At 73.4% G+C, this 25,389-nt stretch carries 21 protein-coding genes; 9 read left to right on the forward strand and 12 right to left on the reverse strand.

Features of this window, described 5'->3' with window-relative positions:
* Positions 1–1,214, reverse strand: a 1,214-nt coding sequence (locus ACFWUQ_RS15480) for an acyl-CoA dehydrogenase family protein (RefSeq protein ID WP_384538020.1), incomplete at its 3' end; no start/stop codon positions are given.
* 300 nt (positions 1,215–1,514) lie between these two features.
* Between ACFWUQ_RS15480 and ACFWUQ_RS15485 the strand changes: the two genes are divergently transcribed.
* From ACFWUQ_RS15485 to ACFWUQ_RS15500, 4 genes are all read left to right on the forward strand, one after another.
* Positions 1,515–2,738: an acetyl-CoA acetyltransferase gene (locus ACFWUQ_RS15485; protein ID WP_384538022.1), complete on the forward strand. Its 1,224-nt coding sequence runs from the start codon at positions 1,515–1,517 to the stop codon at positions 2,736–2,738.
* A gap of 329 nt (positions 2,739–3,067) precedes the next feature.
* On the forward strand, positions 3,068–3,439 hold the full coding sequence (locus ACFWUQ_RS15490; protein WP_384538023.1) for a CU044_2847 family protein: 372 nt from the start codon (positions 3,068–3,070) through the stop codon (positions 3,437–3,439).
* A 4-nt stretch (positions 3,440–3,443) separates the two neighbouring features.
* Entirely contained in the window at positions 3,444–7,820 is a 4,377-nt protein-coding gene (locus ACFWUQ_RS15495) for a trypsin-like peptidase domain-containing protein (RefSeq protein ID WP_384538024.1), read from the forward strand.
* Complete coding sequence (locus tag ACFWUQ_RS15500; protein ID WP_384538026.1) at positions 7,817–8,500, forward strand: pyridoxal 5'-phosphate synthase; 684 nt, start codon at positions 7,817–7,819, stop codon at positions 8,498–8,500. The genes ACFWUQ_RS15495 and ACFWUQ_RS15500 overlap by 4 nt, the downstream gene beginning before the upstream one ends.
* Positions 8,501–8,577: 77 nt before the next feature.
* On the opposite strand, the gene ACFWUQ_RS15505 is transcribed toward ACFWUQ_RS15500, so the two are convergent.
* The 3 genes from ACFWUQ_RS15505 to ACFWUQ_RS15515 all read right to left on the reverse strand — a co-directional run bounded on the left by ACFWUQ_RS15505 (position 8,578) and on the right by ACFWUQ_RS15515 (position 9,944).
* Entirely contained in the window at positions 8,578–9,003 is a 426-nt protein-coding gene (locus tag ACFWUQ_RS15505; RefSeq protein WP_384538027.1) for a Zn-ribbon domain-containing OB-fold protein, read from the reverse strand.
* Positions 9,000–9,452, reverse strand: coding sequence for a DoxX family membrane protein (locus tag ACFWUQ_RS15510; RefSeq protein ID WP_384538028.1), 453 nt, complete (start codon positions 9,450–9,452; stop codon positions 9,000–9,002). The genes ACFWUQ_RS15505 and ACFWUQ_RS15510 overlap by 4 nt, the downstream gene beginning before the upstream one ends.
* 90 nt (positions 9,453–9,542) lie before the next feature.
* Complete coding sequence (locus tag ACFWUQ_RS15515) at positions 9,543–9,944, reverse strand: hypothetical protein (protein WP_384538030.1); 402 nt, start codon at positions 9,942–9,944, stop codon at positions 9,543–9,545.
* A 206-nt stretch (positions 9,945–10,150) separates the two neighbouring features.
* Here ACFWUQ_RS15515 and ACFWUQ_RS15520 point away from each other — a divergent pair, with 206 nt between their 5' ends.
* From ACFWUQ_RS15520 to ACFWUQ_RS15530, 3 genes are all read left to right on the forward strand, one after another.
* Entirely contained in the window at positions 10,151–11,335 is a 1,185-nt protein-coding gene (locus ACFWUQ_RS15520; protein ID WP_384538032.1) for a flavin-containing monooxygenase, read from the forward strand.
* Positions 11,336–11,574: 239 nt separating this feature from the next.
* Positions 11,575–13,809, forward strand: coding sequence for an acetate--CoA ligase family protein (locus tag ACFWUQ_RS15525; protein ID WP_384538034.1), 2,235 nt, complete (start codon positions 11,575–11,577; stop codon positions 13,807–13,809).
* Positions 13,810–13,963: 154 nt separating this feature from the next.
* Entirely contained in the window at positions 13,964–14,827 is an 864-nt protein-coding gene (locus ACFWUQ_RS15530) for an enoyl-CoA hydratase/isomerase family protein (protein WP_384538036.1), read from the forward strand.
* A gap of 48 nt (positions 14,828–14,875) precedes the next feature.
* Here ACFWUQ_RS15530 and ACFWUQ_RS15535 read toward each other — a convergent pair whose 3' ends face one another.
* Positions 14,876–15,661: a VOC family protein gene (locus ACFWUQ_RS15535; protein WP_384538038.1), complete on the reverse strand. Its 786-nt coding sequence runs from the start codon at positions 15,659–15,661 to the stop codon at positions 14,876–14,878.
* Positions 15,662–15,902: 241 nt separating this feature from the next.
* On the opposite strand from ACFWUQ_RS15535, the gene ACFWUQ_RS15540 reads away from it, so the two are divergent.
* Positions 15,903–16,520: a flavin reductase family protein gene (locus ACFWUQ_RS15540; RefSeq protein ID WP_384538098.1), complete on the forward strand. Its 618-nt coding sequence runs from the start codon at positions 15,903–15,905 to the stop codon at positions 16,518–16,520.
* A 114-nt stretch (positions 16,521–16,634) separates the two neighbouring features.
* Here the strand turns inward: ACFWUQ_RS15540 and ACFWUQ_RS15545 are convergent, their stop codons facing one another.
* From ACFWUQ_RS15545 to ACFWUQ_RS15555, 3 genes are read right to left on the reverse strand one after another with little or no spacing between them, the layout of a single operon-like run.
* Positions 16,635–17,702 carry a Zn-dependent alcohol dehydrogenase gene (locus ACFWUQ_RS15545; protein WP_384538040.1) on the reverse strand — a complete coding sequence of 356 codons (1,068 nt, stop codon included), beginning with the start codon at positions 17,700–17,702 and terminating at the stop codon, positions 16,635–16,637.
* Positions 17,699–18,973, reverse strand: coding sequence for an acyl-CoA dehydrogenase family protein (locus ACFWUQ_RS15550; protein ID WP_384538041.1), 1,275 nt, complete (start codon positions 18,971–18,973; stop codon positions 17,699–17,701). The genes ACFWUQ_RS15545 and ACFWUQ_RS15550 overlap by 4 nt, the downstream gene beginning before the upstream one ends.
* 35 nt (positions 18,974–19,008) lie before the next feature.
* Positions 19,009–19,929 carry an SDR family NAD(P)-dependent oxidoreductase gene (locus tag ACFWUQ_RS15555; protein WP_384538043.1) on the reverse strand — a complete coding sequence of 307 codons (921 nt, stop codon included), beginning with the start codon at positions 19,927–19,929 and terminating at the stop codon, positions 19,009–19,011.
* A 108-nt stretch (positions 19,930–20,037) separates the two neighbouring features.
* Between ACFWUQ_RS15555 and ACFWUQ_RS15560 the strand changes: the two genes are divergently transcribed.
* The gene (locus ACFWUQ_RS15560; RefSeq protein WP_384538100.1) at positions 20,038–20,964 is read left to right on the forward strand and encodes a cyclase family protein; all 927 of its coding nucleotides are present in this window, start codon (positions 20,038–20,040) and stop codon (positions 20,962–20,964) included.
* A gap of 243 nt (positions 20,965–21,207) precedes the next feature.
* Here ACFWUQ_RS15560 and ACFWUQ_RS15565 read toward each other — a convergent pair whose 3' ends face one another.
* The 4 genes from ACFWUQ_RS15565 to ACFWUQ_RS15580 all read right to left on the reverse strand — a co-directional run bounded on the left by ACFWUQ_RS15565 (position 21,208) and on the right by ACFWUQ_RS15580 (position 25,347).
* Positions 21,208–21,672, reverse strand: a complete 465-nt coding sequence (locus ACFWUQ_RS15565; protein ID WP_384538045.1) for an ATP-binding protein — start codon at positions 21,670–21,672, stop codon at positions 21,208–21,210.
* A gap of 339 nt (positions 21,673–22,011) precedes the next feature.
* The gene (locus ACFWUQ_RS15570; protein ID WP_384538047.1) at positions 22,012–22,953 is read right to left on the reverse strand and encodes an acyl-CoA dehydrogenase family protein; all 942 of its coding nucleotides are present in this window, start codon (positions 22,951–22,953) and stop codon (positions 22,012–22,014) included.
* 4 nt (positions 22,954–22,957) lie between these two features.
* The gene (locus ACFWUQ_RS15575; RefSeq protein WP_384538049.1) at positions 22,958–24,121 is read right to left on the reverse strand and encodes an acyl-CoA dehydrogenase; all 1,164 of its coding nucleotides are present in this window, start codon (positions 24,119–24,121) and stop codon (positions 22,958–22,960) included.
* The gene (locus ACFWUQ_RS15580; RefSeq protein ID WP_384538050.1) at positions 24,112–25,347 is read right to left on the reverse strand and encodes an amidohydrolase family protein; all 1,236 of its coding nucleotides are present in this window, start codon (positions 25,345–25,347) and stop codon (positions 24,112–24,114) included. Before ACFWUQ_RS15580 ends, ACFWUQ_RS15575 begins: the two co-directional genes overlap by 10 nt.
* Positions 25,348–25,389: the final 42 nt, after the last annotated feature.

The following is a 25,389-nucleotide window of genomic DNA, read 5'->3' on the forward strand; positions in this document are numbered from 1 at the left end:
CTCGGGCCGGGCGGCCCTCCGAACCCGGGCTCCTCGTCCGGCCCGCCGCGCGCCGGGTCGAACAGGCCGGCCAGCTCGGCGGCGTGCGCCCGCAGCCGGTGGACGGGGCCGAACAGCAGCTCGTCGGCCGCCGCCCGTTTGAAGTAGAGGTGCGCGTCGTGCTCCCAGGTGAAGCCGATGCCCCCGTGCAGCTGGATCGCCTCGCCCGCGGCCGCCCGCAGGGCTTCCAGCGCCTGGGCGAGGGCGAGCCCGCCCTGCGCCGGGTCCCATGCGGCGTAGTAGGCCGCCGACCGGGCCGCCTGCACCCGTACGTACAGGTCGGCGAGCCGGTGCTTGACGGCCTGGAAGGAGCCGATCGCCCGGCCGAACTGCTCGCGTCCGCGTACGTACTCCACGGTGCGCTCCAGCGTCCGGTCGGCCGCGCCGACCGCTTCGGCGGCGAGCACCGTGCACACGGTGCGCCCGGTGGCCGCGAGGGCGCCCGGCACGTCCGCCCCCTCGTCCCCGAGCAGCTCGGCGGGCACGTCGCGCAGTTGGACCCGTGCCTGCGGCCGGGTCTCGTCGAGTACGGTCTGGCGCGCGCGGACCAGGCCCGGCGCGTCCTCCCGTACGAGGAACAGCAGGCTGCGGCCCCGCGCGAAGCCGCCGGTGTGCGCGGCCACCAGCAGCAGGGAGGCACTGTGCCCGTCCAGCACCTGCGCCGCCTCCCCGTACAGCCGCCAGCCGCCGGAGCCGTCGACGCGGGCCTGGATCCCGCCCGCGCGGCCGCCGCCGGCCCAGTCCCCGCCGGTGTTCCGGCCGGTCAGCGCGAGGGCGGTGGCCAGCGCGGGGCCGGGGACGGCGAGGGCGGCCGTCAGCCCGCCGGTGGCGAGCGGCGGGAGCAGCGCGGAGCGTTGGGCGCCGGTACCGAGGGCGGTGACGAGCGGGACGCAGAGGGCGGCGGTGGCCAGCAGCGGCGAGGGCAGCAGCGCCCGCCCGGTCTCCTCGCAGGCCAGGGCCAGGTCGGCGGGGGCGCAGCCGACTCCGCCGTACTCCTCGGCGACGGCGATGCCCGGCAGCCCGAGCCGTTGGGCCAGCTGCTGCCAGAGCTCCCGGTCGTGGCCCGCGGGTGTGCGGACGGCGGCCTTGACCTCGTCCGGGCCGCAGCGTTTGCCCAGGATCTCGCGCAGGGTACGGCGCATCTCGTCCTGCTCCGCGGTGAAGGCGGCATCCATCGTCGGGCTCCTCCCCGTATCTGACGGGGCGTCATGTTAGGCCGATGGACGCCAGATGCCCAGAGGGCGGCGCCGCCGTCCCGGGACGGCGGCGGGATCCGGCCGCGCCGGGGCCGGGAGGGGTGGACCCGTGGCGCGGGGACGGGGACGGGGACGGGGGGCGGGGGCGGGGGCGCGGCGCGGCACGCGCACGGACACCGACGCCAGCACCGACACGGCACCGGCACTGGCACTGGCACTGGCACTGGCACTGGCACTGGCACTGGCATCTGACGATACGTCAGATGTACCGTCGTCCCCATGCCCGCATCCCGCTCAGGACCCTTGTCCGGCCCCGTGTCCGGCCCCGTGTCCGCCCCCGCGCCGCGCCGCCGGGTGGCCGTGGTCGGAGTCGCCCTCTCCGACTGCGGCCGCGTCGACGGCCCCACCCCCTACGCCCTGCACGCGCAGGCCGCCCGGCGCGCCCTCGCCGACTCGGGCCTGGACCGCGCCGTCATCGACGGCTTCGCCTCGGCCGGGCTCGGCACCCTCGCACCGGTCGAGGTCGCCGAGTACCTGGGCCTGCGCCCCACCTGGGTCGACTCCACCTCCGTCGGCGGCGCGACCTGGGAGGTCATGGCGGCGCACGCGGCGGACGCCATCGCCGCCGGCCACGCCGACGCCGTCCTGCTGGTCTACGGGTCCACCGCCCGCGCCGACATCAAGGCCCGCCGGCGTACCTCGAACCTCTCCTTCGGAGCGCGGGGCCCGCTGCAGTTCGAGGTCCCGTACGGCCACACGCTGATCTCCAAGTACGCCATGGCCGCCCGCCGGCACATGCACGAGTACGGGACGACCCTGGAGCAGCTCGCCTCGGTCGCCGTCCAGGCCCGCGCGAACGCGGCCGCGAACCCGGACGCGATGTTCCGCACGCCCCTCACGGTGGACGAGGTCCTCTCCGGCGAGATGATCGCGGACCCCTTCACCAAGCTGCACTGCTGCATCCGCTCCGACGGCGGCTGCGCGGTGCTCCTGGCGGCGGAGGACTACGTACCGGACACCGCGAAGGCCCCGGTCTGGATCCTCGGGTCGGGCACCTCCGTCTCCCACACCGCGATGTCGGAGTGGGAGGACTTCACGGTGTCCCCGGCGGCGGTCTCGGGGCGACTGGCTTTCGAGCGGGCCGGCCTGACCCCGGCGGACGTGGATCTGGCGGAGATCTACGACGCCTTCACCTACATGACCCTCGTGACGCTGGAGGACCTGGGCTTCTGCGCCAAGGGGGAGGGCGGGGCGTTCGTGGAGAAGGGTCGCCTGCTGCGCGGCGGGGAACTCCCCGTCAACACCGACGGGGGCGGCCTGTCGGCCTGCCACCCCGGCATGCGCGGCCTGTTCCTGCTGGTCGAGGCGGTGCGCCAACTCCGCGGCGAGGCCGGCGCCGGCCAGGTCGCGAAGCCGGACGGACGGCTCCCCCAGGTGGCACTCGCCTCGGGGACCGGCGGTTGGTTCTGCTCGTCCGGCACGGTGATCCTCGGACGGGACTGACGGACCCAAACCCCCCGCCGCGCGCCCGCGCGTACAAGCCCGCCCCCAGCGCGCCCCTGCGCCCGCCTCACAGCTCCCGCGCGCCCGCTCCACCGGATGCGAAGCGCGCCGGACGGGACGATGATCGATGTATACGGCCCTGGCGACCGTGTCCGTGTCCGCGTCCGCGGCGCCCCGGCCGATGAAGGGCTCCCGTCCGGCGTGGTTCCCCTGCGCGAGCCCGTCCCGCGACGCTTCCCCTGCCGCCCGTCACGACGCCCGCGCCCGACCCCTCGCGGGAGCGCGGCCCGTACGTCGGACCCGGCGGTACGGCGGGCGAAGGAGGAGCCATGACGCATCTCGCGCGAATCTCCCTGGAAGGCGGCGGTTCCGTCCTGGTCGAGTCGCCCGCGACGACGGCGGACGGCCCGGTGAAGGCGGGCCGCGTCGGCGACGTCATCCAGCAGCTGCCGAACAACCTGCAGGACGCGATGGGCTCCGTCGCCGACGCGTCCCGCACCGTACTCGACCAGCTGCGCAAGGCCGGCCCCGACGCGATCTCCGTCGAGTTCGGGGTCAACCTGGCCGTGGAGGCCGGAGTCGTGATCACCAAGAGCAGCACCACCTGCCATCTGCGGGTCACCATGACCTGGAAGAAGGACGAGCCTGCGGGTCGCGGCGCCGGCGGTCCGGGCACGGCCGAGGGGTGGACCGAGGACTGATCCCATGGACGCCACCGCCAACGGGCCGACCGGCGAGGAAGCCCCGCAACTCCTCCCGGCCGTGGCCCAGATCGTAGGACCGGACGACGAGGTGGCCGGGGCGGGATTCCTCGTCGCCGACGACATCCTCGTCACCTGCGCCCACGTCGTACGCGCCGCGGCGACCGGCCCCGGCGAAGCCCTGCGCGTGGACTTCCCGCACATCGAGGGCGCCCCCCGCACCGAGGGCGTGGTCCTGGCCGAACCGTGGCGGGACCCCGAGGACGACGACGTGGCCGTCGTCCGCCTCACCGACGCCCCGACCGGCGCGCACGGGCTGCCCCTGGGCTCGGCGTCGGGCCGCCGCGGCCACCCGGTGCGCTCCTACGGCTTCCCCGCCCAGGCCCCGGTCGCCGGCCACTTCGGCTACGGCACGGCCGGCGACCTGATCCCCGCCTCCGAGCACCGGGGCCCGCACCTCCAGCTGACCGCGGCCAACGACCTGACCACCGGTTTCAGCGGCGGACCGGTCGTGGACGAGGTGACCGGCCTCGTCATCGGCATGCTCACCGAGATCGCCGCCCCCGACGAGCACGAACGCGGCCAGGGCATCGCGTACGTCACGCCGACCGAGGTCCTCCGCGAGGCGTGGCCCGCCCTGACCGAGCAGGACGTGTGCCCGTACCGAGGGCTGGAACCGTTCACCGCGGAGGACGACCGCTGGTTCGAAGGCCGCAAGGAGGCCGTACGGCAGGTCCTGGCGAACCTGGCCGACCAGCGCGTCACCCTGCTCCTGGGCCCCTCCGGCTCGGGCAAGTCCTCACTGGTGCAGGCCGGCGTACTGCCCGCACTGGCGGCGGGAGCGCTGCCGGGCAGCGACACCTGGCTGCCCGTGACCGTCCGGCCGCGGCAGGACCTGCTGGACGAGCTCGAACGCGGCGGACTCCCCGGCGTGCAGAGCGAGGGCATCGTCGCGGCCGTCAGCCACCGGCTCGCCGTCGAACCGGGCCGCCAGCGCCTCGTACTGATCGTCGACCAGTTCGAGGAACTGCTCACCCAGCCCTCCACCGGCGACCAGTTGGAACGCCGCCTGGCCGCCACGGAGCAGATCACCACCGCGGTGAAGTCCCACGCCCGGCTCGGCGTCCTCCTGATCATGCGTGACGACTTCTACCCGCAGCAGGCGGCCCTCGCCCCCAAGCTGCTGGAAGCCGCGATGCCGGGACTCCTCAACATCCCGGGCACGCTCAGCGAGGAGGACCTGAACGACATCATCACCGAGCCCGCGCGCAACGCGGGCGCCCGCTTCGAACGCGGCCTCCCCGAACAGATCATCAACGACGTCCTGGCCACCACCCCCGACGGCGTGGCCAGCCGCCGCGCCCCGGTCACCGTGCTCCCCCTGCTGGAGCTGGCCCTCAGCCAACTCTGGCAGCGCCGCCACGACGGCTACCTCACCCACGACGCCTACCGCCGCATCGGCGGCGTCACCGGCAGCCTGACCACCTGGTGCGACACCGCCCTCGAACAGCTCCCCGCCGAGCACCGCCCGATCGCCCAGCGCATCCTGACCTCCCTGGTACGGCCGGCCGACCCCGACCGCAACATCCCGGCCGTCCGCAGGCAGGTCACCCTGCGGGAACTGCGCGACGTGGCCGCCGCGGGCGGGGAGCCGGCAGGTACGAGCGGCTGGGAGCCGAAGGCGACGCCCGACGGGGGGAGGGTCGGCGGCGGGGCGGCACCCGGCGAGGCGAAGGCTGGCCGGGCGAGGGCCGATGGGGCGACCACCGACGCGGCGGCACCCGACGCGGCGAATGCGGACGCGGCGAGGACAGACGCGCCGGCATCCGACGGGGCGACGCTCAAGGACATCGACGACGTCCTCGCCGCCCTCACGCGCCAGCGCATCATCACCACGCACACCCCCAGGATCTCCCTCTACCACGATGTCCCTCCCGGGCTGCCGGTGGCCGAGCTGATCCACGACGCGCTGATCCGCGACTGGCCGACCCTGCGCGAATGGGTCGGCCAGGACCACCGCTTCCAGGAGTGGCTGGAGCACACCCGCACCCGGCACTCCCGCTTCGCCGAGGACAAGGACCCGGGAGACCTCCTCGCGGGCACGGCCCTCGCGGAGGGCCTGGAGTGGTCCGAACGGCGCCGCCTCCCGGGCGACATCGCCGCCTTCCTCGGCACGAGCAAGGAGCACCAGCAGACCGCCATCCGCCGCAGCCGCCGCCTGAACCGCATCCTGGCGTCCTTGCTGGCCCTGGCCCTCATCGTGGGCGGACTGGCCCTGTGGCAGTGGCGGGAGGTCGAGACCGAGCAGGAGGAAGCCAGTTCCCGGCAACTCGCCAGCCAATCCAGCACACTCATCAACGCCAGCCCGGACCTGGCCGCGCTCCTGGCCATCCGCGCTTACCGCACCAGCAAGACGTTCGAGGCCGAGGAAAGCGTGCGGAACGCGGCGGCCCTACCGCTGCAGCGCCGCTTGGACGGCCACACAGCGGCGGTGCGCTCGCTCGACTTCAGCCCTGACGGAAAAAAGCTCGTGACGAGTAGTGACGATGCCAGCGCCCTGCTCTGGGACGTGAACACCGGTGGCACCCTCGTTCCCTCGATGAACCACGACGGCATCGTGGGATCCGCAGCGTTCAGCCCCGACGGACAGACCCTGGCCACAGGTAGTCAAGACGGCACCGCAAGGCTATGGGAAGCGAAAACCGGCGACCCTCTCGGCAAAACGATGCAGCACCAGTCCTGGGTGAACCAAGTGGCTTTCCACCCCGACGAGGTTACGCTCGCCACCGCCAGTTTCGAGGGCAGTCAACTCTGGGACGCGGACGGCACACCCCGCTCCGATCACGACCCGATGCCGCACACCAGCGAACCGTGGTCATTGGCGTTCAGCCCCGACGGAAGGTCTCTGGCCACAGCTACCGACGCCGGCACCGCATTGCTGCAGGACGTAAAAACCGCCGACTACCTCGGGAAGCCGATGACACACGCAGGAGCGGTGTACTCGGTGGCGTTCAGCCCCGACGGCGAACTCCTCGCCACCGCGGGCTCCGACACCAACGTGGTTCTGTGGGACGTGAGGACCCGCACGCGCACCATCCTGAAGGGCCATGGCGACGCGGTGTACTCAGTGGCCTTCAGTCCTGACGGCGAGACCCTCGCGACCGGCAGTGCTGACAACCAGGTGTTTCTGTGGGACCGGAAGACGGGTGCCCTTCTCACTTCACTGGTCGGCCACACCGACACGGTGCTCTCAGTGGCTTTCAGCCCCGATGGCTCCATCCTCGCCTCGGGCAGCAAGGACACCACCGTGCGGTTGTGGGAAATCGACACCGGCAAAGGGTTGGTCGACGACACAGAGCCCGTGTTGTCCGTCGCCTTCAATTCTGACGGGCACACTCTCGCCACCGGCAGTTACGACGGCGCCGTCCGTCTTTGGGACTTGCGCACGGGAAGCACAGAGGAACTCCTGCCCGCGCACAAATCCAGTGTGGCCTCGGTGGCGTTCAATCCCGACGGAACCATCCTCGCCACCGGCAGCTACGACGGCACCGCTCGACTATGGGATGTAGCCGACCGCAAGCCCGCGGGAGATCCCTTGCGCGATCACACGGATTCCGTCGTCGCGGTTGCGTTCAGTTCACATGGCAACACGTTGGCTACCGGCAGTATCGACGCGACGGCACAGCTGTGGGACGCCGACAACGGCAAGAACCTGGACCGCCCGATGGGGCATTCAGACACGGTGGGCGCGGTGGCGTTCAGTCCCGACGGCAAGGTTCTCGCCACCGGCAGTACCGACAACACCGTCCGTCTGTGGGAGGTGCGGACGCGCGCTCTGAAAGACACATTGACGGGCCACACCGGTCCCGTGAACTCGGTGGCTTTCAGTGCTGCGGGACAACACACACTCGCCACAGCCAGCAACGACAACACGGTCCGACTGTGGGACATGCAAACCGGAGAAAGACGGACACTCCCCGGCCACGTGCAAGGAGTCAGCTCAGTGGCGTTCAGCTCCGACGGAATTCTCGCCACCGGCAGCCACGACCAGACCGTCCGCCTGTGGGACGTGAAGGAGGGTAAACCCCTCGCCACCCTGCCCCAGCTCTCCATGCCGTCGTCCCTGGCATTCAGTCCCGACGGATCCACGCTGGCCATCGGCGACGACGGTGGCGCTGTTCGGATCCACGACCTCGGAAACCGTCTCGACCGCGCACAGTGGCACGACGAAATCAAGGACGCGATCGACGACATCTGCCGCACCCTCAACCGGGACCTCACCTCGGACGAACGCACCGCGTACCTGTCCGGCCAGTCGGACGGTTCCGCGTGCCCGGCCCCCGAACCCGCGCCGCCGCCCGGGGCTAAGCTCGCGCCATGAGCAGCGAGTCCGCACCCCGTGACGACGACTTCCACACCACCCTGCGCTCCCTGCGCGTCTGGGACACGGACCTGCCCGCCTTCGACACCGGGGCGGCTCCGGCCGAGCCCCTCGGGCTGTTCCGGGAGTGGTTCACGCACGCCGCGCGGGCCGGGCAGTTGGAACCGCACACCATGAGCCTGGCGACCGTGGACGGCGACGGGCGGCCCGACGTGCGCATCCTGATGCTGCACGACGCCGACGCCCGCGGCTGGCACTTCGCCTCGCACTCCACCAGCGCCAAGGGCCGCCAGCTCGCCGCCCGCCCCGATGCCGCGCTCGGCTTCTACTGGCCCACCGTGGGCCGCCAGGTGCGCGTACGGGGCCGGGTCGCCGCGTGCGGACCCGAGGAGAGCCGCGCGGACCTGGCGGTCCGCTCGCAGGGCGCTCTGGCAGCCGCGCTCACGGGACGGCAGAGCGAGGTGCTGGACTCCGTGGCGGAGCTGGAACGCGTCTCGGCCGCCGCCTGGGAACGCGCCGGGGCCGAACCGGACGCCCCCGCACCGACCTGGACCCGGTACGTACTGGACGCCGACGAGGTCGAGTTCTTCCAGGGCGACGCCGCCCGCCGGCACATCCGCCTGCGCTACCGCCGCACCGCCGCCGGCCAGACCTGGGCCCGCGAGCTGCTCTGGCCGTGACGGCCGGGGGGCGGGGGGCGCGTACGGCGGCCGGGAGTGTCCGGGCGGCGCGGCGGGATCCGATCCCGCCCGCCCGGTCAGTCGGTCCGGTCCGACGGCCGGAACACCGCCACGGACACGCCCTCCGCCGCCTCGCGGAACGTGACCGCCAGCGGCATCCCGATCCGCAGGTCCGCCGCCTCGCAGTCCACCACCTCGGTCATCATCCGCGGCCCCTCCGCCAGGTCGACGACGGCCGCCGTGTACGGGACGCGCGTACCGAAGGGGGGCAGGTCGTTGCGGTGGATCACCGACCAGGTGTACAGGGTGGCGAGCCCGCTCGCCGGCTCCCACCTGACGCGGTCCTCCCCCGCCCAGCAGAACGGGCAGAACTCCCTCGGGTAGTGGTGCGCACGCCCGCAGTCGGCGCAACGGCGCAGCAAAAGGCGTCCGCGGGCCGCCGCGTCCCAGTAGGGGCGGGTGAACTCGTCCGCCTCCGGGAGGTCGTACCGCACGCCGCTCACAGGAAGAGTCCGATCGCCGCGTCGAGGGACCAGGCCTGCCAGCCCATCGCGAAGAGCGCGACGAGCGAGATGAGCGCCATCATCGCGTTCTGTCCCTGCTCGGCCCAGTCGTGGATCATCAGCACGAGGTAGAGCAGGTTCAGCAGCAGGCCGCCGACGAGGGCGACCGGCGTGAGGAACCCGAGCACGAGGCCCAGGCCGAGTGCCAGTTCGGCATAGACGACGATGTACGCCATCAGCTTCGGGCGCGGCTGGACGACCTTCTCGAAGCCGCCCTTCACGAACGGCCAGCGGTGCTTGCCCGCGACGTCGGCGGCCCACGCGATGCCGGTGCCGCGTTCGAACCACCCCTTCTTGTCCTTGTGCCGCCAGCTCTCCAGCCACCACAGGCCGAGGCCTATCCGGAGCACGGCGAGCCATTCGGCCCCACTGAGCCAGACGGTCTGCATCGGCAGCTCCCACCTCTCCCACGCACGCGCAATCTGACGGTACGTCAGTTCACCGGATCGGCACCGGTTGCGCAAGGGCCCCCGGTGGTCTCAGGTGCCGGTCGGGCCGGAGCTGCGGTTGTCGGTCCGGGTCAGGGCTGCGATCAGCGCCGACACGGCGAAGGTGGCCACCAGGCTGCCCACCATGACCATCCCCACGCCGACCATGAACAGGCCGCTGCCGTCGTCGGACCAGTCGTAGTAGGCCGCGGCGGTCAGGCCGGCCGTGGTGCAGAGCGAAGCACCGACGACGTAGCGCCGGGAGGCCGCCCAGTACACGGGCACCAGCAGGGTCAGTACCAGCCCGATCACCTGCCAGGCCTCATAGGGGCCGGTCACCGATCCGTCGGGGTGGACGTCGCGGTGCTGGTCCCAGCCCAGCCAGGCGGCCCAGGCCGCGATCGGCGCGAGGACCAGCACGTAGGGGGCGAACTTCAGCGATCTCCGAGGCATGGCTCCAGTGTCCCGGCCGCCCTCCTGGAGCGGCAGGGCGCGCGTACTCACCTCCCGTTGAGTACCGGCCGCGCGCACAGTGGGGCTTCTGCGTGCCGCGGCACATCCCGGCCCGCCGGAACCCCGCCGCCCCCGTGATCGATCCGCAACCGATTCCCTCCCCCTCCGAGACCCATCAACGCTGAGTGTCGATACGATCACTCCTCATGCCTGGAGTCCCCGCACCCCCCGACCTGACCACTCAGCCCCGCCCCGTGTACGTGATCGGCGGCGGCCCGGGCGGGCTCGCCGCGGCGGCCGCGTTGCGGGCCCGCGGGGTTCGCTCCGTGGTGGTCGAGAAGTCCGACTCGGTCGGCGCCTCCTGGCGGCAGCACTACGAGCGGCTCCGCCTGCACACCACGCGCCGCCTCTCCGCGCTCCCCGGCCTCGCGATACCGCGCCGGTTCGGGCGCTGGGTCGCGCGCGCCGATGTCGTGCGGTACCTGGAGAAGTACGCCGAGTTCCACGAGCTGGAGCTCGTCACCGGCGTCGAGGTGACCCGGATCGAGCGCGCCCCCGACGGCGGCGGCTGGACCCTGCACGCCACCGGCGGGCGGGTGCTGAACGCCGGGGCCGTGGTCGTCGCCACCGGGTTCAACCACACGCCCAGGCTGCCGGAGTGGCCGGGCCTGGAGGAGTACACCGGCCGGGTGCTGCACGCCGCCGAGTACCGCGAGCCCGGCCCGTACGCGGGCCAGGACGTCCTCGTGGTGGGTGTCGGCAACACCGGCGCCGAGATAGCCGTCGACCTCGCCGACGGCGGGGCCTCGCGGGTGCGGCTCGCCGTGCGGACGGCCCCGCACATCCTGCGCCGCTCGACGGCCGGCTGGCCGGCCCAGCGTACGGGGATCCTCGTACGGCGGCTGCCCGTGCGGCTGGTGGACCGGCTCGCGGGGCTCGTCGCGAAGGCCTCCGTCCCGGACCTTTCCGCGTACGGGCTCCCCCGCCCCACCACCGGCCTGTACAGCAGGGTCCGGGAGGGGGCGATCCCGGTGCAGGACGTCGGCCTGATCGACGCGGTGCGGCGCGGCCGGGTGGAACCGGTCGCCGCCGTGACGGGATTCGACGGCGGCGAGGTACTGCTCGCGGACGGCAGCCGGATCAGCCCGGACGCGGTCATCGCGGCCACCGGCTACCGGCGGGCGCTGGAGGGCCTGGTGGGCCACCTCGACGTCCTGGACGAACGGGGGCGCCCGCGCACGCACGGCGCCGGATCCGGCACCGGCGCCGCGGAGCAGGTTCCCGGCCTGTACTTCACCGGGTTCTCCAACCCCATCAGCGGCATGTTCCGCGAGATGTCCCGCGACGCCGAGAGGATCGCCCGGGCCATCGCCCGCCACCCCCACCCCTGACCGCACCCGGCGGGCCCGCACCGCCGGCCCCCGGGGCTCCGCATCCCCGCACCCCCGCCCGCACGGTGGCTGGAACGGGGTCTGGACCCGCCCCGCCGGGGTCTGGCACCGTTCCACACACCACCTCCACCACCTTTCCTGCGCAGCCCCATTCCTGACGGCACGTCAGTTCAGTAATCTGACTGCACGTCAGTTATCGAGGTTCCATCGATGTTCATCGAGCAGGAGCGGGCGGAACGATGCTTGGATCTACTCACGGCACCCTCACCACCGACTTCCGCGCACGCGTCGAGGCCTGCGGGGAGACCCCCAGAACCGCCGTCCACTCCTGCGCGCCGCCGTCCGCCGAGGACGCCGTCGCGCTGGACGTCAGCGGGCGGCCCCTGCACGCCGAGGTGCCCGACCTCGACCGGTTCTTCCGGCCCGAGTCCGTGGCCGTCGTCGGCGCCTCCGACGCGGAGGGCCGGCCCAACACCGGCATCACCCGCCAGCTCATCGCCTGGGCCGAGCGCGTCGGCGCCCGGATCCACCCCGTGCACCCCACCCGCCCCACCGTCTTCGGACTGCCCTGCCACGCCTCGGTGGCCGACCTGCCCGAGGACGTGGACCTCGCCGTCCTCCTCGTCGGGGATCCGCTGCCGGCGATCGAGGAACTCGCCGAGACGAAAGTCAGGTTCGCGGTCGCCTTCGCCTCCGGCTTCGCCGAGACCGGCGACGCCGGCGCCGCCGCCCAGGCCCGCCTCGCCGCGGCCGTCGGCCGCTCCGGACTGCGCCTGCTGGGGCCCAACACCAACCTCAACGCCTTCGAGGCCTTCCGCGACGACCTCGACGGCCCGGCCATCGCCCTGATCACCCAGTCCGGCCACCAGGGCCGCCCCGTCTACACCCTCCAGGAGCTCGGCATCCGCCTCTCCCACTGGGCGCCCACCGGCAACGAGGCGGACCTGGAGACGTCCGACTTCATCTCCTACTTCGCCGAGCAGCCCGAGGTCGGCGCCATCGCCTGCTACGTCGAGGGGCTCAAGGACGGCCGGTCCTTCCTCCTCGCCGCCGACCGCGCCGCCCGCAACGGCGTCCCGGTCGTCGCCGTCAAGGTCGGCCGCACCGAGGCCGGCGCCCGGACGGCCGCCTCCCACACCGGGAAGCTGACGGGGGCGGACACCGTCGTCGACGCCGCCATGCGCCAGTTCGGCGTCATCCGCGTCGACGGGCTCGACGAGTTGCAGGACACCGCCGCCCTCCTGGCCCGGGCCCGCAGGCCGCAGGCCGACGGCGTGGTCGTGTACTCCATCTCCGGAGGCACCGGCGCCCACTTCTCCGACCTCGCCACCGAGGCGGGCCTCAGCCTGCCCACGCTCTCCCCGGCCAAGCAGGACGAGCTCCACCAGTGGATACCGGACTACCTGAACGTCGCCAACCCCGTCGACAACGGCGGCCACCCGGTCGGCGACTGGCGCGGCCGCAAGATCATCGACGCGATCCTCGCCGACCCGTCCGTCGGGGTCCTGATCTGCCCGATCACCGGGCCCTTCCCCCCGATGAGCGACCGGCTCGCCCAGGACCTCGTCGACGCCGCCGAGCAGAGCGACAAGCTGGTCTGCGTGATCTGGGGCTCCCCGGTGGGCACCGAGGACGCGTACCGCACCACCCTCCTCGGCTCCTCCCGCGTGGCCACCTTCCGCACCTTCGGCAACTGCATCACCGCCGTCCGCGCCTACCTCGGCCACCACCGCTTCACCACCGGCTACCGCTCCCCCTTCGATGACGCGCCCCGCACGCCCTCGCCCTCGTACCGCAAGGCACAGGCCCTCATGCGGCCCGGCCAGCAGCTCAGCGAGCACGCGGCGAAACAGCTGCTGCGCGCGTACGGGATCCGGGTGCCCCGGGAGCAGCTGGTGACCAGCGCGGCCGCGGCCGTCCGCGCGGCGGGCCTGGTCGGGTACCCCGTGGTGATGAAGGCCTCGGGCCCCCAGCTGGGCCACAAGACGGAACTGGGCCTCGTGAAGATGGGACTGACCTCCGCGAGCCAGATCCGCGACGCGTACCGCGAGCTCACCGACATCGCGCGCTACGAGAACGTCCCGCTGGACGGCATCCTGGTCTGCCAGATGGTCGAACGCGGGGTGGAGATGGTCGTCGGCGTCACCCAGGACGACCTCTTCGGCCCGACCGTGACGGTCGGCCTCGGCGGCGTCCTCGTGGAGGTGCTGAACGACGCGGCCGTCCGCGTGCCGCCCTTCGGGGAGGACCAGGCCCGCGCGATGCTCGGGGAACTGCGCGGCCGCGCCCTGCTGGAGGGCGTACGGGGAGCGCCGCCCGCGGACGTCGACGCGCTGGTGGAGGTCGTCCTGCGGATCCAGCGGATGGCTCTGGAGCTCGGCGACGAACTCTCCGAGCTCGACATCAACCCCCTGATGGTCCTGCCCCGGGGCCAGGGCGCGGTCGCCCTGGACGCCCTCGCCATCTGCCGCTGAGCCCCGCACCGGGCCCGGGAGTCCGAACCCCGGGCCCCTTCCGAGCACCGGGCCCCGCACCGGGCCCGGGGGCCCGGGGCCCCTTCCCCACGCATACGCCCCTCCCCGTACGCCCCTCCGCGGACGGGGACCCTCCGCGAACGGGAGCGCACCCATGAGCCGATCCCCCGAGGACGAAGTCCTCCACCGCACCGCCGACGGCGTCTCGTGGATCACCCTCAACCGGCCCGAGGCCATGAACGCCGTCACTCGGGACCAGCGCGAACGGGTCATCGCCCTGCTCGGCGAGGCCTCCGCCGACCCCGCCGTGCGCGCCGTCGTCCTCACCGCCACCGGAAAGGGCTTCTGCGCGGGCGCCGACCTGCGCGGCGCACTGCCCGCACAGAGTGCACCGCCCGCGGGCGCGCCGGTCACGGGTGAGCGGGACGCGGGTGCGCCGGTCGCGGGTGCGCGGGTCGCGGGGGACGTGGCGCGCATGATCCGGCTCGGCGCGCAGCGCCTGATCACCGCCGTCCTCGACTGCGAGAAGCCGGTGATCGCCGCCGTCAACGGCACCGCGGCGGGCATCGGCGCCCACCTGGCGCTGGCCTGCGACCTCGTCATCGCCGCCGAGACGGCGCGATTCATCGAGGTGTTCGTACGGCGCGGCCTGGTGCCGGACGGCGGCGGCGCGTACCTGCTGCCCCGGCTCGTCGGCCCGCAGAAGGCGAAGGAGCTGATGTTCTTCGGGGACGCTGTGCCGGCGGCCGAGGCCGAGCGGCTGGGGCTGGTCAACAAGGTGGTCCCGGACGCGGATCTGCAAGCGGTGGCCCGGGAGTGGGCGGAGCGCCTCGCGCAGGGCCCCACGCGGGCCCTCGCGATGACGAAGCAGCTGGTCAACGCCTCACTGGAGGTGGACCGGGCCACAGCGCTGGCCGCCGAGGCCACCGCGCAGGAGATCAATATGGGCACCGCCGACGCGAACGAGGGGGTGGCGGGCTTCGTGGAGCGCCGCACGCCCGTGTACCGGGGCTGCTGACGCCCGCACCGGGCGGCCGACGACCGGGGCCGCCCGGGCGGATCCGCCCTACGCCTGGCGGGGGTTGGGCCGCAGCAGGGCGAACACGGCGCCCGCCGGGTCCGCCAGCCACGCGATCCGTCCGACCTCGGGCACGTCCGCGGCCGGCATCAGCACCGTCCCGCCGTTCTCCCGGGCCGCCGCCTCGGTGGCGTCGACGTCCGCCACGGCGAAGTACGGGACCCAGCGGGCCTCCTCGCCCTGCCCCTCGCCCAGCGGGGCGACCCCGCCGAAGGAGCCGTCCTCCTGGTCGCCCTCCCCGATGCTGAGCACGTGGTACGCCATTCCGGGCACCTGCATCTCGGCCTGCCGCCACCCGAACAGCGAGGCGTAGAAGGCGATGGCGGCGGCCGGGTCGGGCACGTGCAGTTCCACCCACACCAGCGTGTTCTCGGCGGAGGCCACCTCGAACCCGGACGTGTTCCCGGACTGCCAGCACGCGAACTCCGCGCCCTGCGGGTCGGTGAACTGGGCCAGCCACCCCTCCCCCATGACGTCCATGGGCTCCATCCGGACCCTCCCGCCGCCCGCCCGGACGGCCTCCGCGGTGGCCTGCGCGTCGGGCGTCTTGAAGTGCGGCATCCAGGCGGACTTCGCCCCCTCCTCGGTGAGCTGCCCCAGCGCGGCGACGGTCCTGCCGCCCTGCTGGAAGAAGCCGTACCCGCCGGCCTCGGGTCCGGCGGAAGCGAACTGCCAGCCGAACACGGCGCCGTAGAAGGCCGCGGCGGCGCCGGTGTCGGGGCTGCCGAGGTCGAGCCAGTTGGGCGATCCGGTACGGAAGTCGGTGCCGAGCATGGGTCCTCCGAAGGAGTGCGGCGGTAGCGGTGGGCCGTGCGGTACGGGCCCGCCGGCCACGATGCCCCGCTCCGGCGCGCCGGCGCTCGTACGGCCCCCAGGCGGGCCGGGTTTCACCCGGGCGGCCCCCCGTCCGGCGGTGTCCCGCGCGGGGTACGGGCACGACCCGCGCGGGTGGCGCACGACCCTTCACATCTGACGCCCCGTCAGGTTCAATCGTAAGGTGATGGGACATGCAGGGATGGCGGCCACCGTCGTCCGATACCTCAGGTCAGCCGGCTCCCCCACCTCCGCGCCGCCGGAGCCGGGCACGGAGCCCCTGGACGCGCTCCCGCGCCCGCACCTGCGGGCCGTCGGTGAGGACGAGCGCGCGCCCGTCAGCCCCGCCGAGTTCCGCTCGGTGCTGGGCAACTTCGCCAGCGGCGTCACCGTCGTCACGGCCCCGCCCGGGGCAGGCGAGGAGGGGCCGGCCGGTTTCGCCTGCCAGTCCTTCGCGGCCCTGTCCCTGGATCCGCCCCTGGTCACCTTCATGGTGGCCCGCACCTCGACGACCTGGCCCCGCATCGCGCGCGCCGGAGTGTTCTGCGTCAACATCCTGGGGGCCGGGCAGGGCGAGCTGTGCCGCTCCTTCGCCGTCAGCGGCGCCGACAAGTTCGCCGGGGTGGTCCACGACCCCGCGCCCGTCACCGGCTCGCCGCGGCTCGACGCCGTGCCCGCCTGGATCGACTGCCGCATCCACGCCGTCCACACCGGCGGGGACCACCTCATCGTCGTGGGCCGCGTCGAGGCGATGGGAGCGGCGGGAGAAGGCGCGCCGCTCCTCTTCCACAAGGGCCGCTTCGGCCACTTCACCCCCTGACCCTGCCGGCCCCCGCCCCCCTCCTGCCGCCGGCGGGTGCGCGTGCCCACCGGCTGGGGGCCGTGCCCGGACGGGACGCCGCGGACCGGCAGGACGTGAGGGCGCCCCGGCCCGTCAGAAGGTGAGGACGCCTCGCGCGACGCGCCCGTGGCGGGCGTCGTCCACGGCCTTGGCGAAGTCCTCGACCGGGTAGACCTCCGTCACCAGTTCGTCCAGCAGCAGCTTCCCCTGCCGGTAGAGCTCCGCGTACAGCGCGATGTCCCGCTGCGGGCGCGAGGACCCGTACCGGCAGCCCATGATCGTCTTGTCCAGGTACATCGACGAGACGAGGAACGACGCCTCCTCCCGAAAGCCGGGCACCCCCAGCAGGACGGCCTGCCCGTGCCGGTCCAGCAGGTCGATCGCCTGGCGGATCAGCCGGACGCTGCCCACGCACTCGAAGGCGTGGTCCGCGCCCGTCGGCAGGATCTCCCGCACGGCCGCGCCCGTGTCCGCGACCGCCGAGGCGTCGATGAAGTGGGTGGCCCCGAACAGGCGGGCCACGGCCTCCTTCGCCGGGTTCGCGTCGACCGCGACGATCGTGGTGGCTCCCGCGATCCGGGCCCCCTGGAGCACGTTCAGCCCGATCCCGCCGGCGCCGATGACGACCACCGACTCACCCCGGTCGACCCGGGCCCGGTTCAGCACCGCCCCCACGCCCGTCAGGACCCCGCAGCCGATCAGCGCCGCCGAGGTCAGCGGGATGTCCGCCGCGATCCTCACCGCCTGCACGGCCTTGACGACCGTGCGCTCCGCGAACGCGGAGTTGGAGGCGAACTGGAACAGGGGCCTGCCGCTCCGCGAGAAGGGCTGCCCGGGCATCCCGATGGCCTTGCGGCACATCGTCGGCCGCCCCCGGTCGCAGTCGGCGCAGGCCCCGCAGTTGGCGAGGGTGGACAGCGACACGTGGTCCCCGGGCGCCACGTGGGTGACCCCCGTGCCCACGGCCTCCACGACCCCGGCCCCCTCGTGCCCCAGTACCACCGGCGGCGGGAACGGGATCGTCCCGTCCATCACCGACAGGTCGCTGTGGCACAGCCCGGCCGCCGCCACCGCGACCAGCACCTCGCCCGGCCCCGGATCCCGGACCTCCAGGTCGTCGACCACCTGGGCCTGCTTGCCGTCGAACACGACGCCTCTCACCTGGGCTCCTTAGGCAGGCCGAGCACGCGCTCGGCGATGATGTTCCGCTGGATCTCGTCCGAGCCGCCGTAGATCGTGTCGGCGCGGGTGAACAGGAACAGCCGCTGCTCCTCGTCGAGCCCGAGTTCGTACGGGAGCCCGTGCTCCCAGGCCGCCGGCCCGGCCGCGGCCGCCGCGCCCCGCACCTCCACGGCGAGTTCGCCGAGGCGCCGGTGCCAGCCGCCCCACAGCAGCTTGGCGACGCTCGGCGCCCCCGCGTCGTCCCCGGCGGCCAGGGTCCGCAGCGCGTTCCACCGCATGGCGCGCAGCTCGGCCCACTGCCGTACGAGGCGATCCCGCAGCACCGGATCCCCGCCGCGGGAGCCGCCGGAAGCGCCGGAGCCGCCATCACCGAAGGAACCGCCGGAGCCGGAGCCGCCGCCGGAGCCGCCGCCCGCCGCCGCGTGGGCGGCCAGGACGCGCTCCAGTTCCGCGGCGAAGCCGATCTGCTGGACCAGGGTCGAGACGCCCCGCTCCAGGGCGAGCAGGCCCATGGCCACGGTCCAGCCGTCGCCCTCCCGGCCGACGACCTCCGCCGCGACCGCGCCGTCGAGGAACACCTCGTTGAACTCCGAGGTCCCCGACATCTGCCGGATCGGCCGCACCTCGACGCGTCCCGGCTGGTCCATCCGTACGAGCAGGAACGACAGCCCCCGGTGGCGCCGGGACCCCGGCTCGGTGCGGGCCAGCACGAAGCACCAGTCGGCGTCCCGGGCCAGGGAGGTCCAGATCTTCTGCCCGGTGACGCGGAACAGCCCGTCGCCCGGGTCCCGGACCGCTGCGGTACGGATCCCCGCCAGGTCGGAGCCGGCGCCCGGCTCGCTGTACCCCTGGCACCACAGCTCCTCGCCGCGCGCGATGCCGGGCAGGAAGCGGTCCCGCTGCTCCTGGCTGCCGTGGGCGACCAGGGTCGGCGCCAGCAGGTTCTCCCCGATGTGCCCGACGCGGCCCGGCGCGCGCAGCGCCGCGTACTCCTCCGCCCACACCACCTGGCCGGTGAGGGAGAGCCGCCGCTGCCCGTAGGCCCCGTCCGGGATGTCCCAGCCCTGCCCGATCCAGCCGCCGCGCCCCAGCTCGCGCTCCCACGCGCGCCGCGCGGCGACCCCCTCGTGCTCGCTGCCCGGACCGCCGAGGCCGACGGCGCGGGCGTACGGGCCCACGAGGTGCGCGGTCAGCCAGGCGCGGGCGTGCCCGCGCAGCTCCTCGTCCTCGGCCCCGAAGTCGAAGTCCATCCGTCGCGGCCCTCCCCTCTGGCTCCTGGCCGGGCTTACGCGTTGGGGCGGTCCTTGGCGGCCGCCGCCTTGGCCATGGCCTCCAGCTGGGCCAGCATCGGCATCGGGTCGGTACCGACCGTCCCCGGCAGGAAGTCGGCGATCCGCTCCGGCGTCCAGGGACCCTCCGCGTACGCGGCGCGCAGCTCGCGCGGCTGTGCCCAGACGGCGATCTTCGGGCCGGCGATCGTGTAGACCTGTCCGGTGATCCGCTCGCCGCCCGCGGCCACGGCCCGGTCGCTGAGCAGGTAGGTGACCAGCGCCGCGACATCCTCGGGCTCGCCGATCTCCGTCAGCTCCATGGGGACGTTGGCCGACATGCGGGTGCGGGCGACGGGCGCGACGGCGTTGGCCGTGACCCCGTACTTGGCCAGCCCGAGCGCGGCGGAGCGCACCAGCGAGATGATCCCGCCCTTGGCCGCGCTGTAGTTGGCCTGGGCCACCGAGCCCTGGTGGTTGCCGCTGGTGAAGCCGATCAGGGTGCCCGTCCCCTGCCGGCGCATGACGGCGGAGGCGGCGCGGAAGACGGTGAAGGTGCCCTTGAGGTGGGTGGCGACCACCGGGTCCCACTCCTCCTCGGACATGTTGAACAGCATCCGCTCGCGCAGGATGCCGGCCACGCACACGACGCCGTCCAGCCGCCCGTACCGGGCCAGCGCGGTGTCGACGATGCGCCGGCCGCCGGCCATGGTGGAGATGTCGTCGGCGACGGCGACGGCCTCGCCGCCCGCGGCCGCGATCTCCTTGACGACGGTCTGGGCGATCTCGCTGGTCGGCTCCCCGCCCTCGATGCCGACGCCGTAGTCGTTGACGACGACCCGGGCCCCCTCGGCGGCCGCGGCGAGTGCCACGGCCCGCCCGATGCCCCGGCCGGCGCCGGTGACGGCGACGGCCTTGCCTGCCAAGAAGTTCCCCATGCCGGCCCCTTCCCGCGTTTTCTGACGGACCGTTAGATTCTTGGGCAGCCGGATACCGCAGCACAAGACCCTGTTGCCCTCCGCCTCCACGAGGAGCTGATGAGACCCGTGAGCCTGCCCGCCGAGTTCCACGACATCGCCAAGCGCGTCAACAACTGGGGCCGTTGGGGCGCCGACGACGAGATCGGCACCCTGAACCTCGTCACCGACGAGGTGGTCCGGGCCGCCGCGGCCGAGATCCGCACCGGACGCCGCGTCCCGCTCGCGCTCCCCCTCAAGGAGGACGGCGTACAGGTCGGCATGATCCCCGGCCGGATCAACCCGCTGCACACGATGGTGCAGATCAACCAGGAGATCTTCGGCCCCGGCACGGTGGCCTGCAGCGACGACGCCGTGACCATGGGCCTGCAGGCGGGCACCCACTGGGACGCCCTCACCCACGTCTCGCACTCGGGCCGGATCTACAACGGCCGCCCGGCGACCACCGTCACGGCGCACGGCCGCGCCGCGTTCAGCGGCATCGACAAGGCCGGCCACATCGTCTCGCGCGGCGTCCTGCTGGACGTGGCGCGCGCCAAGGGCCTGGACCGGCTGCCCGGCGGCCACGCGGTCACCCCCGAGGACCTGTCCGAGGCCGAGGAGTTCGGCGGGGTCCGCGTCCGCGCGGGCGACATCGTGCTGGTGCGCACCGGGCAGATCCAGGTCTATCTGGCGGGCGACAAGCACGGCTACGGCTTCCCGTCACCCGGGCTGTCGGTCCGCACCCCCCAGTGGTTCCACGCCAGGGACGTCGCGGCGGTCGCGAACGACACCCTGACCTTCGAGATCTTCCCGCCGGAGATCGAGGACCTGTGGCTGCCGGTGCACGCGCTGCACCTGGTCGAGATGGGCATGCACCAGGGCCAGAACTGGGATCTCGAAAAGTTGTCCACAGCCTGTGGAGAAGAGAACCGGTACGCGTTCCTGCTCTCCGCGATGCCGGAACCCTTCGTCGGCGCGGTCGGCACACCCGTGGCCCCGGTGGCCGTCCTCTGACGGCGGCCGACGCGCCCCCTCGCGGCCGCGATACGGGCACGGACCGGGAGGCGGGACGGGATCGCTTCCCGGTCGGGCGGACGACGACTTGCGGGTGGCGGCGTACGCGCGTGCACGCCCCGAGCGCGGCACGGCAGCCGCCACCCCACGACCCGCACTCGTCAAGGCGTGCCCTTGGCGTCCCCTCGCGTCGAATCGCTCCACACCAGGGTGATCAACTTGTGACGAACCGTCAACACCTCGTTAGAGGTACACGCGCGGTTCCCGTGTCGGAGTACGAACATCGGACGGGCCGTCGGACGCGTCGTCCGCGGCCGCCTTCTCGGCGCGGTCCACCTCGCACCAGATGCGTTTGCCCGCCCCTTCGCGCTGCCAGCCCCAGCGGTCCGCCAGGCCGTCCACCAGCTCCAGGCCGCGCCCGCCGGTGTCGTCGCCGGCGGCCTGCCGGCGGGCCGGCGCCCGGTCGCTCGCGTCGGCCACCTCGACGCGCACGCCGGGCCCCCCGAACAGCATCCGCAGCACGGCCGGACAGCCCGTGTGCACGACCGCGTTCGTGACCAGCTCGGAGATCAGCAGGATCAGCGTCTCGGCGAGCGGCTCGTCGTCCCCTATGCCGGACCCCGCCAGCCGCGACCGGGCCCACCGGCGCGCGCGGCCGACCTCGGCGGGATCGGGTCCTACCTCCAGCTGAACCTGAAGCACCTGCACCGCTCACACCATCCGAACCGGCGGACACTTCGCCTCGCGACAGGATGGGATCACCCAGTGTGATCCCCTTGCGGAGCAGCTTGGTTGACCTACAGTCACCGCAACAAGCGCTTCGGGCATATTCCCGCGCGAAGGCGTAGGCGTGGTGCATACTGTGCGACGCTCACGCCGCTCAACCGCTCGCATTCGTGGGAGCGTACCGGAGCGACCCCCCGCCTCCGGCCCACAATGAGGCGGGCGAAGGACACAAACCGATATCAACTCTCTGTAATCGGACATGCGTCCCGCGTCGTCCCTCCCGCACCCCCTCTCACCCTCCCGCGTCACACGGTGCTACGGCTACGACGCCCGCGACCCCGCCCCCAGCAGTTCGGCCGCCAGCAGCTCCTCCGCGTCCGCGGCCGTCCGCCACTGCTCGGCCCGCACCCAGGCCCGCTTCAGGTGCAGGTGCACCTCCGCCTCCCAAGTGAAACCCATCCCGCCGTGCACCTGGAGGCAGTCCCGTGCGTTGCGCACGGCCGCCTCGTCCGCGAGCAGCTTGGCCGCCGTGATCTCCCCGGCCCCGGCCCCGCCCGCGGCGGGCCCCGCCGCCACCGCCGCCGCAACCACCGCCGCCGCGTAGACCGCCGTACGGGCCACCTCCGCACGCACCAGCATGTCCGCGCACAGGTGCTTGACCGCCTGGAAGGCGCCGATCGGCTGCCCGAACTGCTCCCGCTCCCCCGCGTACCGCACCGCCAGCTCCAGCGTCCGCGACGCACTCCCGACCTGGAGCGCGGCTGTCAGCAGCGCCCCGGTCCCGCGGTACGCGGAGCTGTCCCCCGCCACCGCCAGCCGGTGCAGCGGCGTCAGCGGGTCCGCGGAGCGCACCGGCTCCCCCGCCGGGAGCACCGGGGCGCCCAGGACCGCGTCCGCCTCCCCGAGGTGGGCCACCAGCCGCTCGCCGAGGTCGAAGGCCGTCACCACGGCCGTGCCCCGCGCCGCCCCCGGGACCACCCCGGCGGCCAGGTGCGTGGCCACCAGCGGCCCCGGCAGCAGCGCCCGCCCCGCCTCCTCGAAGAGCAGCACCGCTTCCGGCAGGCCCAGTCCGACACCGCCCTCGGCCTCCGGGAGCCGCAGCGAGAAGAACCCCGCCCGGCCGAGCTCCCGCCACAGCCCGCGGTCGACCGCCGCCCCGCCGTCCACCGCCGCGCGCAGCGCCTCGGGCCCGTACCGCCCCGACAGCAGGTCCCGCAGGCCCGCCCGCAGGTCGCGCTGCTCCTCGGTCGGCTGGAAGTCCATGCCGTCACCGGCCCTTCGGGAGGCCGAGGATGCGCTCGGCGACGATGTTCCGCTGGATCTGCGAGGTGCCCGCCGCGATCGTGTACGACAGGGACGAAAGCCGGTCCAGGACCCAGTCCTCCTCCAGCGAGAGCGCACCGGCCCCCAGCACCTCGGCGGCCGCGTCGTACAGCTCCTGGCGCGCGTGCGAGTACGCCAGCTTGAAGACGGAGCCGCCGGTGCCGGGCACCCCGCCGGAGCGCTGCGCCTCGCTGACGTTCCACTGCGTGAGCCGCCACAGCGCGCCGAACTCCCCGTACAACCGTCCGAGCCTGCGCCGCAGGACCGGATCGTCCCAGCGGCCGTTCACCCGGGCCGTGCGGGCGAGCTCGCCCAGGGTCCGCCGGCAGGCGACGACCTCGCCGACGAAGGCGGTGCCCCGCTCGAAGGACAGGGTGACCATGGTGACGCGCCAGCCGTCGTTCTCGGCGCCGACCCGGTTGGCGACCGGGACCCGTACCTCGTCCAGGAACATCTGGGCGAACTCGGTGGACCCGGCCAGGGTGCGCAGCGGGCGGACGCTCACCCCGGGCGCGTCCATGGGCATGGCCAGCCAGGAGATCCCGCGGTGCTTGGGCGCGTCCGCGGTGGCGGGCCCCGTGCGCACCAGCAGTTCGCACCAGTCGGCGACCTCGGCGTGCGAGGTCCAGATCTTCGACCCGGAGACCACGTACTCGTCGCCGTCCCGGACCGCCCGCGTCCGCAGCGAGGCCAGGTCGGAGCCCGCGTCGGGTTCGCTGAAGCCCTGGCACCACACCTCGTCGCCGCGCAGTACGGGCGGGAGCCAGCGGGCCCGCTGCTCCGCGGTGCCCTCGGCGGCGATGGTCGGGCCCGCGTGCAGCAGCCCGACGAAGTTCGCGCCGACGTACGGGGCGCCGGCGCGCTCCGTCTCCTCCAGGAAGATCAGATGCTGGGTCGGGGTGGCGCCGCGGCCGCCGGCGTCCAGCGGCCAGTGCAGTCCCGCGTAGCCGGCGTCGTAGAGCCTGCGCTGCCAGCCGAGGTCGTAGGCGCGCCGCCCGGGCCAGTCGTCGGGGGACGGCCGGGGGGGCAGTCCGGGCAGCGTCGTGGCGAGCCATGCGCGCAGGCGGGCCCGGAACTCCGTCTCCTGCTCCGTGTACGTCAGGTCCACTGCCGGGCCGCCGCGCCGTCGGAGCGGACGTCCTTGTCGAGGTCGAGCCCGAGCATGCGGATGGCGTTGCCGCGCATCAGCTTGTAGACGGTCTCGTCGTCGAGGCCCGCGACGTGGTCGAGGGCGATCTCCTTGGTGTGCGGGAACGTCGAGTCCACGTGCGGGTAGTCGGTCTCGAAGGTGGCGTTGTCGCGGCCGACGGCGTCGAGCGAGGCGATGCCGTGCTTGTCGCGGAAGAAGCAGCAGAACACCTGCCGGTAGTAGTACGTGGACGGCGGCTCGGGGACCAGGCCGCGGACCCCGCCCCAGGCGCGGTGCTCGCGCCACACGTCGTCGGCCCGCTCCAGCGCGTAGGGGATCCAGCCCATCTGGCCCTCGCTGTAGGCGAGCTTGAGCGTCGGGAACCTCACCAGGACCCCGCTGAAGAGGAAGTCCATCATCGAGGCCATGGCGTTGTTGAAGCTGAGCGCGGCCTGCACGGCGGGCGGGGCGTCGGGGGAGGCGGCGGGCATCTGGGAGCTGGACCCGATGTGCATGTTGACCACCGTGCCCGTGTCCTGGCAGGCGGCGAAGAAGGGGTCCCAGTAGCCGGAGTGGATCGAGGGGAGTCCGAGGTGGGTGGGGATCTCGGAGAAGGTGACCGCGCGGACGCCGCGGGCGGCGTTGCGCCGGATCTCGGCGACGGCGAGGCCGATGTCCCAGAGGGGGATGATGCACAGCGGGATCAGCCGGCCGCCGCTGTCGCCGCACCACTCCTCGACCATCCAGTCGTTGTAGGCGCGCACGCAGGCGAGCGCGACCTCCTTGTCGCGGGCCTCGGCGAAGGTCTGCCCGCAGAAGCGCGGGAAGGTGGGGAAGCACAGGGAGGCCTCGACGTGGTTGAGGTCCATGTCGAGCAGCCGCGCCTTGGGATCCCAGCACCCTCGGCGCATCTCCTCGCGGGTGATGCCCTCCAGGGTCATGTCGTCGCGGTCGAAGCCGACGGCGGCGATGTTGCGCTTGTACGGGAACCGCAGGTCCTCGTAGATCCACCAGTCGGTCGGGGGTCCGTCGGGGTCCATGGTGATCACGTACTTGCCGCCGGTGTACTCCAGGTCTCCGATGCCGGCGGTGAGCGGCTTGGGGCCCCGGTCGCGGTACTTGGCGGGGAGCCAGACGTCGAAGAGGTGCGCGGGTTCGATCACGTGGTCGTCGACGCTGATGATCCGAGGCAGTTCCTGTTCCATGACCGTCTCCCCAATCTGATGGATCGTCAGAAACAAGCTAGC

The organism is Streptomyces sp. NPDC058662 (assembly GCF_042716255.1).
Lineage (GTDB): Bacteria > Actinomycetota > Actinomycetes > Streptomycetales > Streptomycetaceae > Streptomyces.

Coding starts and splice junctions, on each gene's coding strand:
- ACFWUQ_RS15525 (WP_384538034.1), top strand. CDS start 11,575: ATGCTTGGATCTACTCACGGCACCCTCACCACCGACTTCCGCGCACGC.
- ACFWUQ_RS15485 (WP_384538022.1), top strand. CDS start 1,515: ATGCCCGCATCCCGCTCAGGACCCTTGTCCGGCCCCGTGTCCGGCCCC.
- ACFWUQ_RS15515 (WP_384538030.1), bottom strand. CDS start 9,944: ATGCCTCGGAGATCGCTGAAGTTCGCCCCCTACGTGCTGGTCCTCGCG.
- ACFWUQ_RS15500 (WP_384538026.1), top strand. CDS start 7,817: ATGAGCAGCGAGTCCGCACCCCGTGACGACGACTTCCACACCACCCTG.
- ACFWUQ_RS15580 (WP_384538050.1), bottom strand. CDS start 25,347: ATGGAACAGGAACTGCCTCGGATCATCAGCGTCGACGACCACGTGATC.
- ACFWUQ_RS15530 (WP_384538036.1), top strand. CDS start 13,964: ATGAGCCGATCCCCCGAGGACGAAGTCCTCCACCGCACCGCCGACGGC.
- ACFWUQ_RS15555 (WP_384538043.1), bottom strand. CDS start 19,929: ATGGGGAACTTCTTGGCAGGCAAGGCCGTCGCCGTCACCGGCGCCGGC.
- ACFWUQ_RS15495 (WP_384538024.1), top strand. CDS start 3,444: ATGGACGCCACCGCCAACGGGCCGACCGGCGAGGAAGCCCCGCAACTC.
- ACFWUQ_RS15570 (WP_384538047.1), bottom strand. CDS start 22,953: ATGGACTTCCAGCCGACCGAGGAGCAGCGCGACCTGCGGGCGGGCCTG.
- ACFWUQ_RS15510 (WP_384538028.1), bottom strand. CDS start 9,452: ATGCAGACCGTCTGGCTCAGTGGGGCCGAATGGCTCGCCGTGCTCCGG.
- ACFWUQ_RS15535 (WP_384538038.1), bottom strand. CDS start 15,661: ATGCTCGGCACCGACTTCCGTACCGGATCGCCCAACTGGCTCGACCTC.
- ACFWUQ_RS15550 (WP_384538041.1), bottom strand. CDS start 18,973: ATGGACTTCGACTTCGGGGCCGAGGACGAGGAGCTGCGCGGGCACGCC.
- ACFWUQ_RS15490 (WP_384538023.1), top strand. CDS start 3,068: ATGACGCATCTCGCGCGAATCTCCCTGGAAGGCGGCGGTTCCGTCCTG.
- ACFWUQ_RS15540 (WP_384538098.1), top strand. CDS start 15,903: ATGGCGGCCACCGTCGTCCGATACCTCAGGTCAGCCGGCTCCCCCACC.
- ACFWUQ_RS15520 (WP_384538032.1), top strand. CDS start 10,151: ATGCCTGGAGTCCCCGCACCCCCCGACCTGACCACTCAGCCCCGCCCC.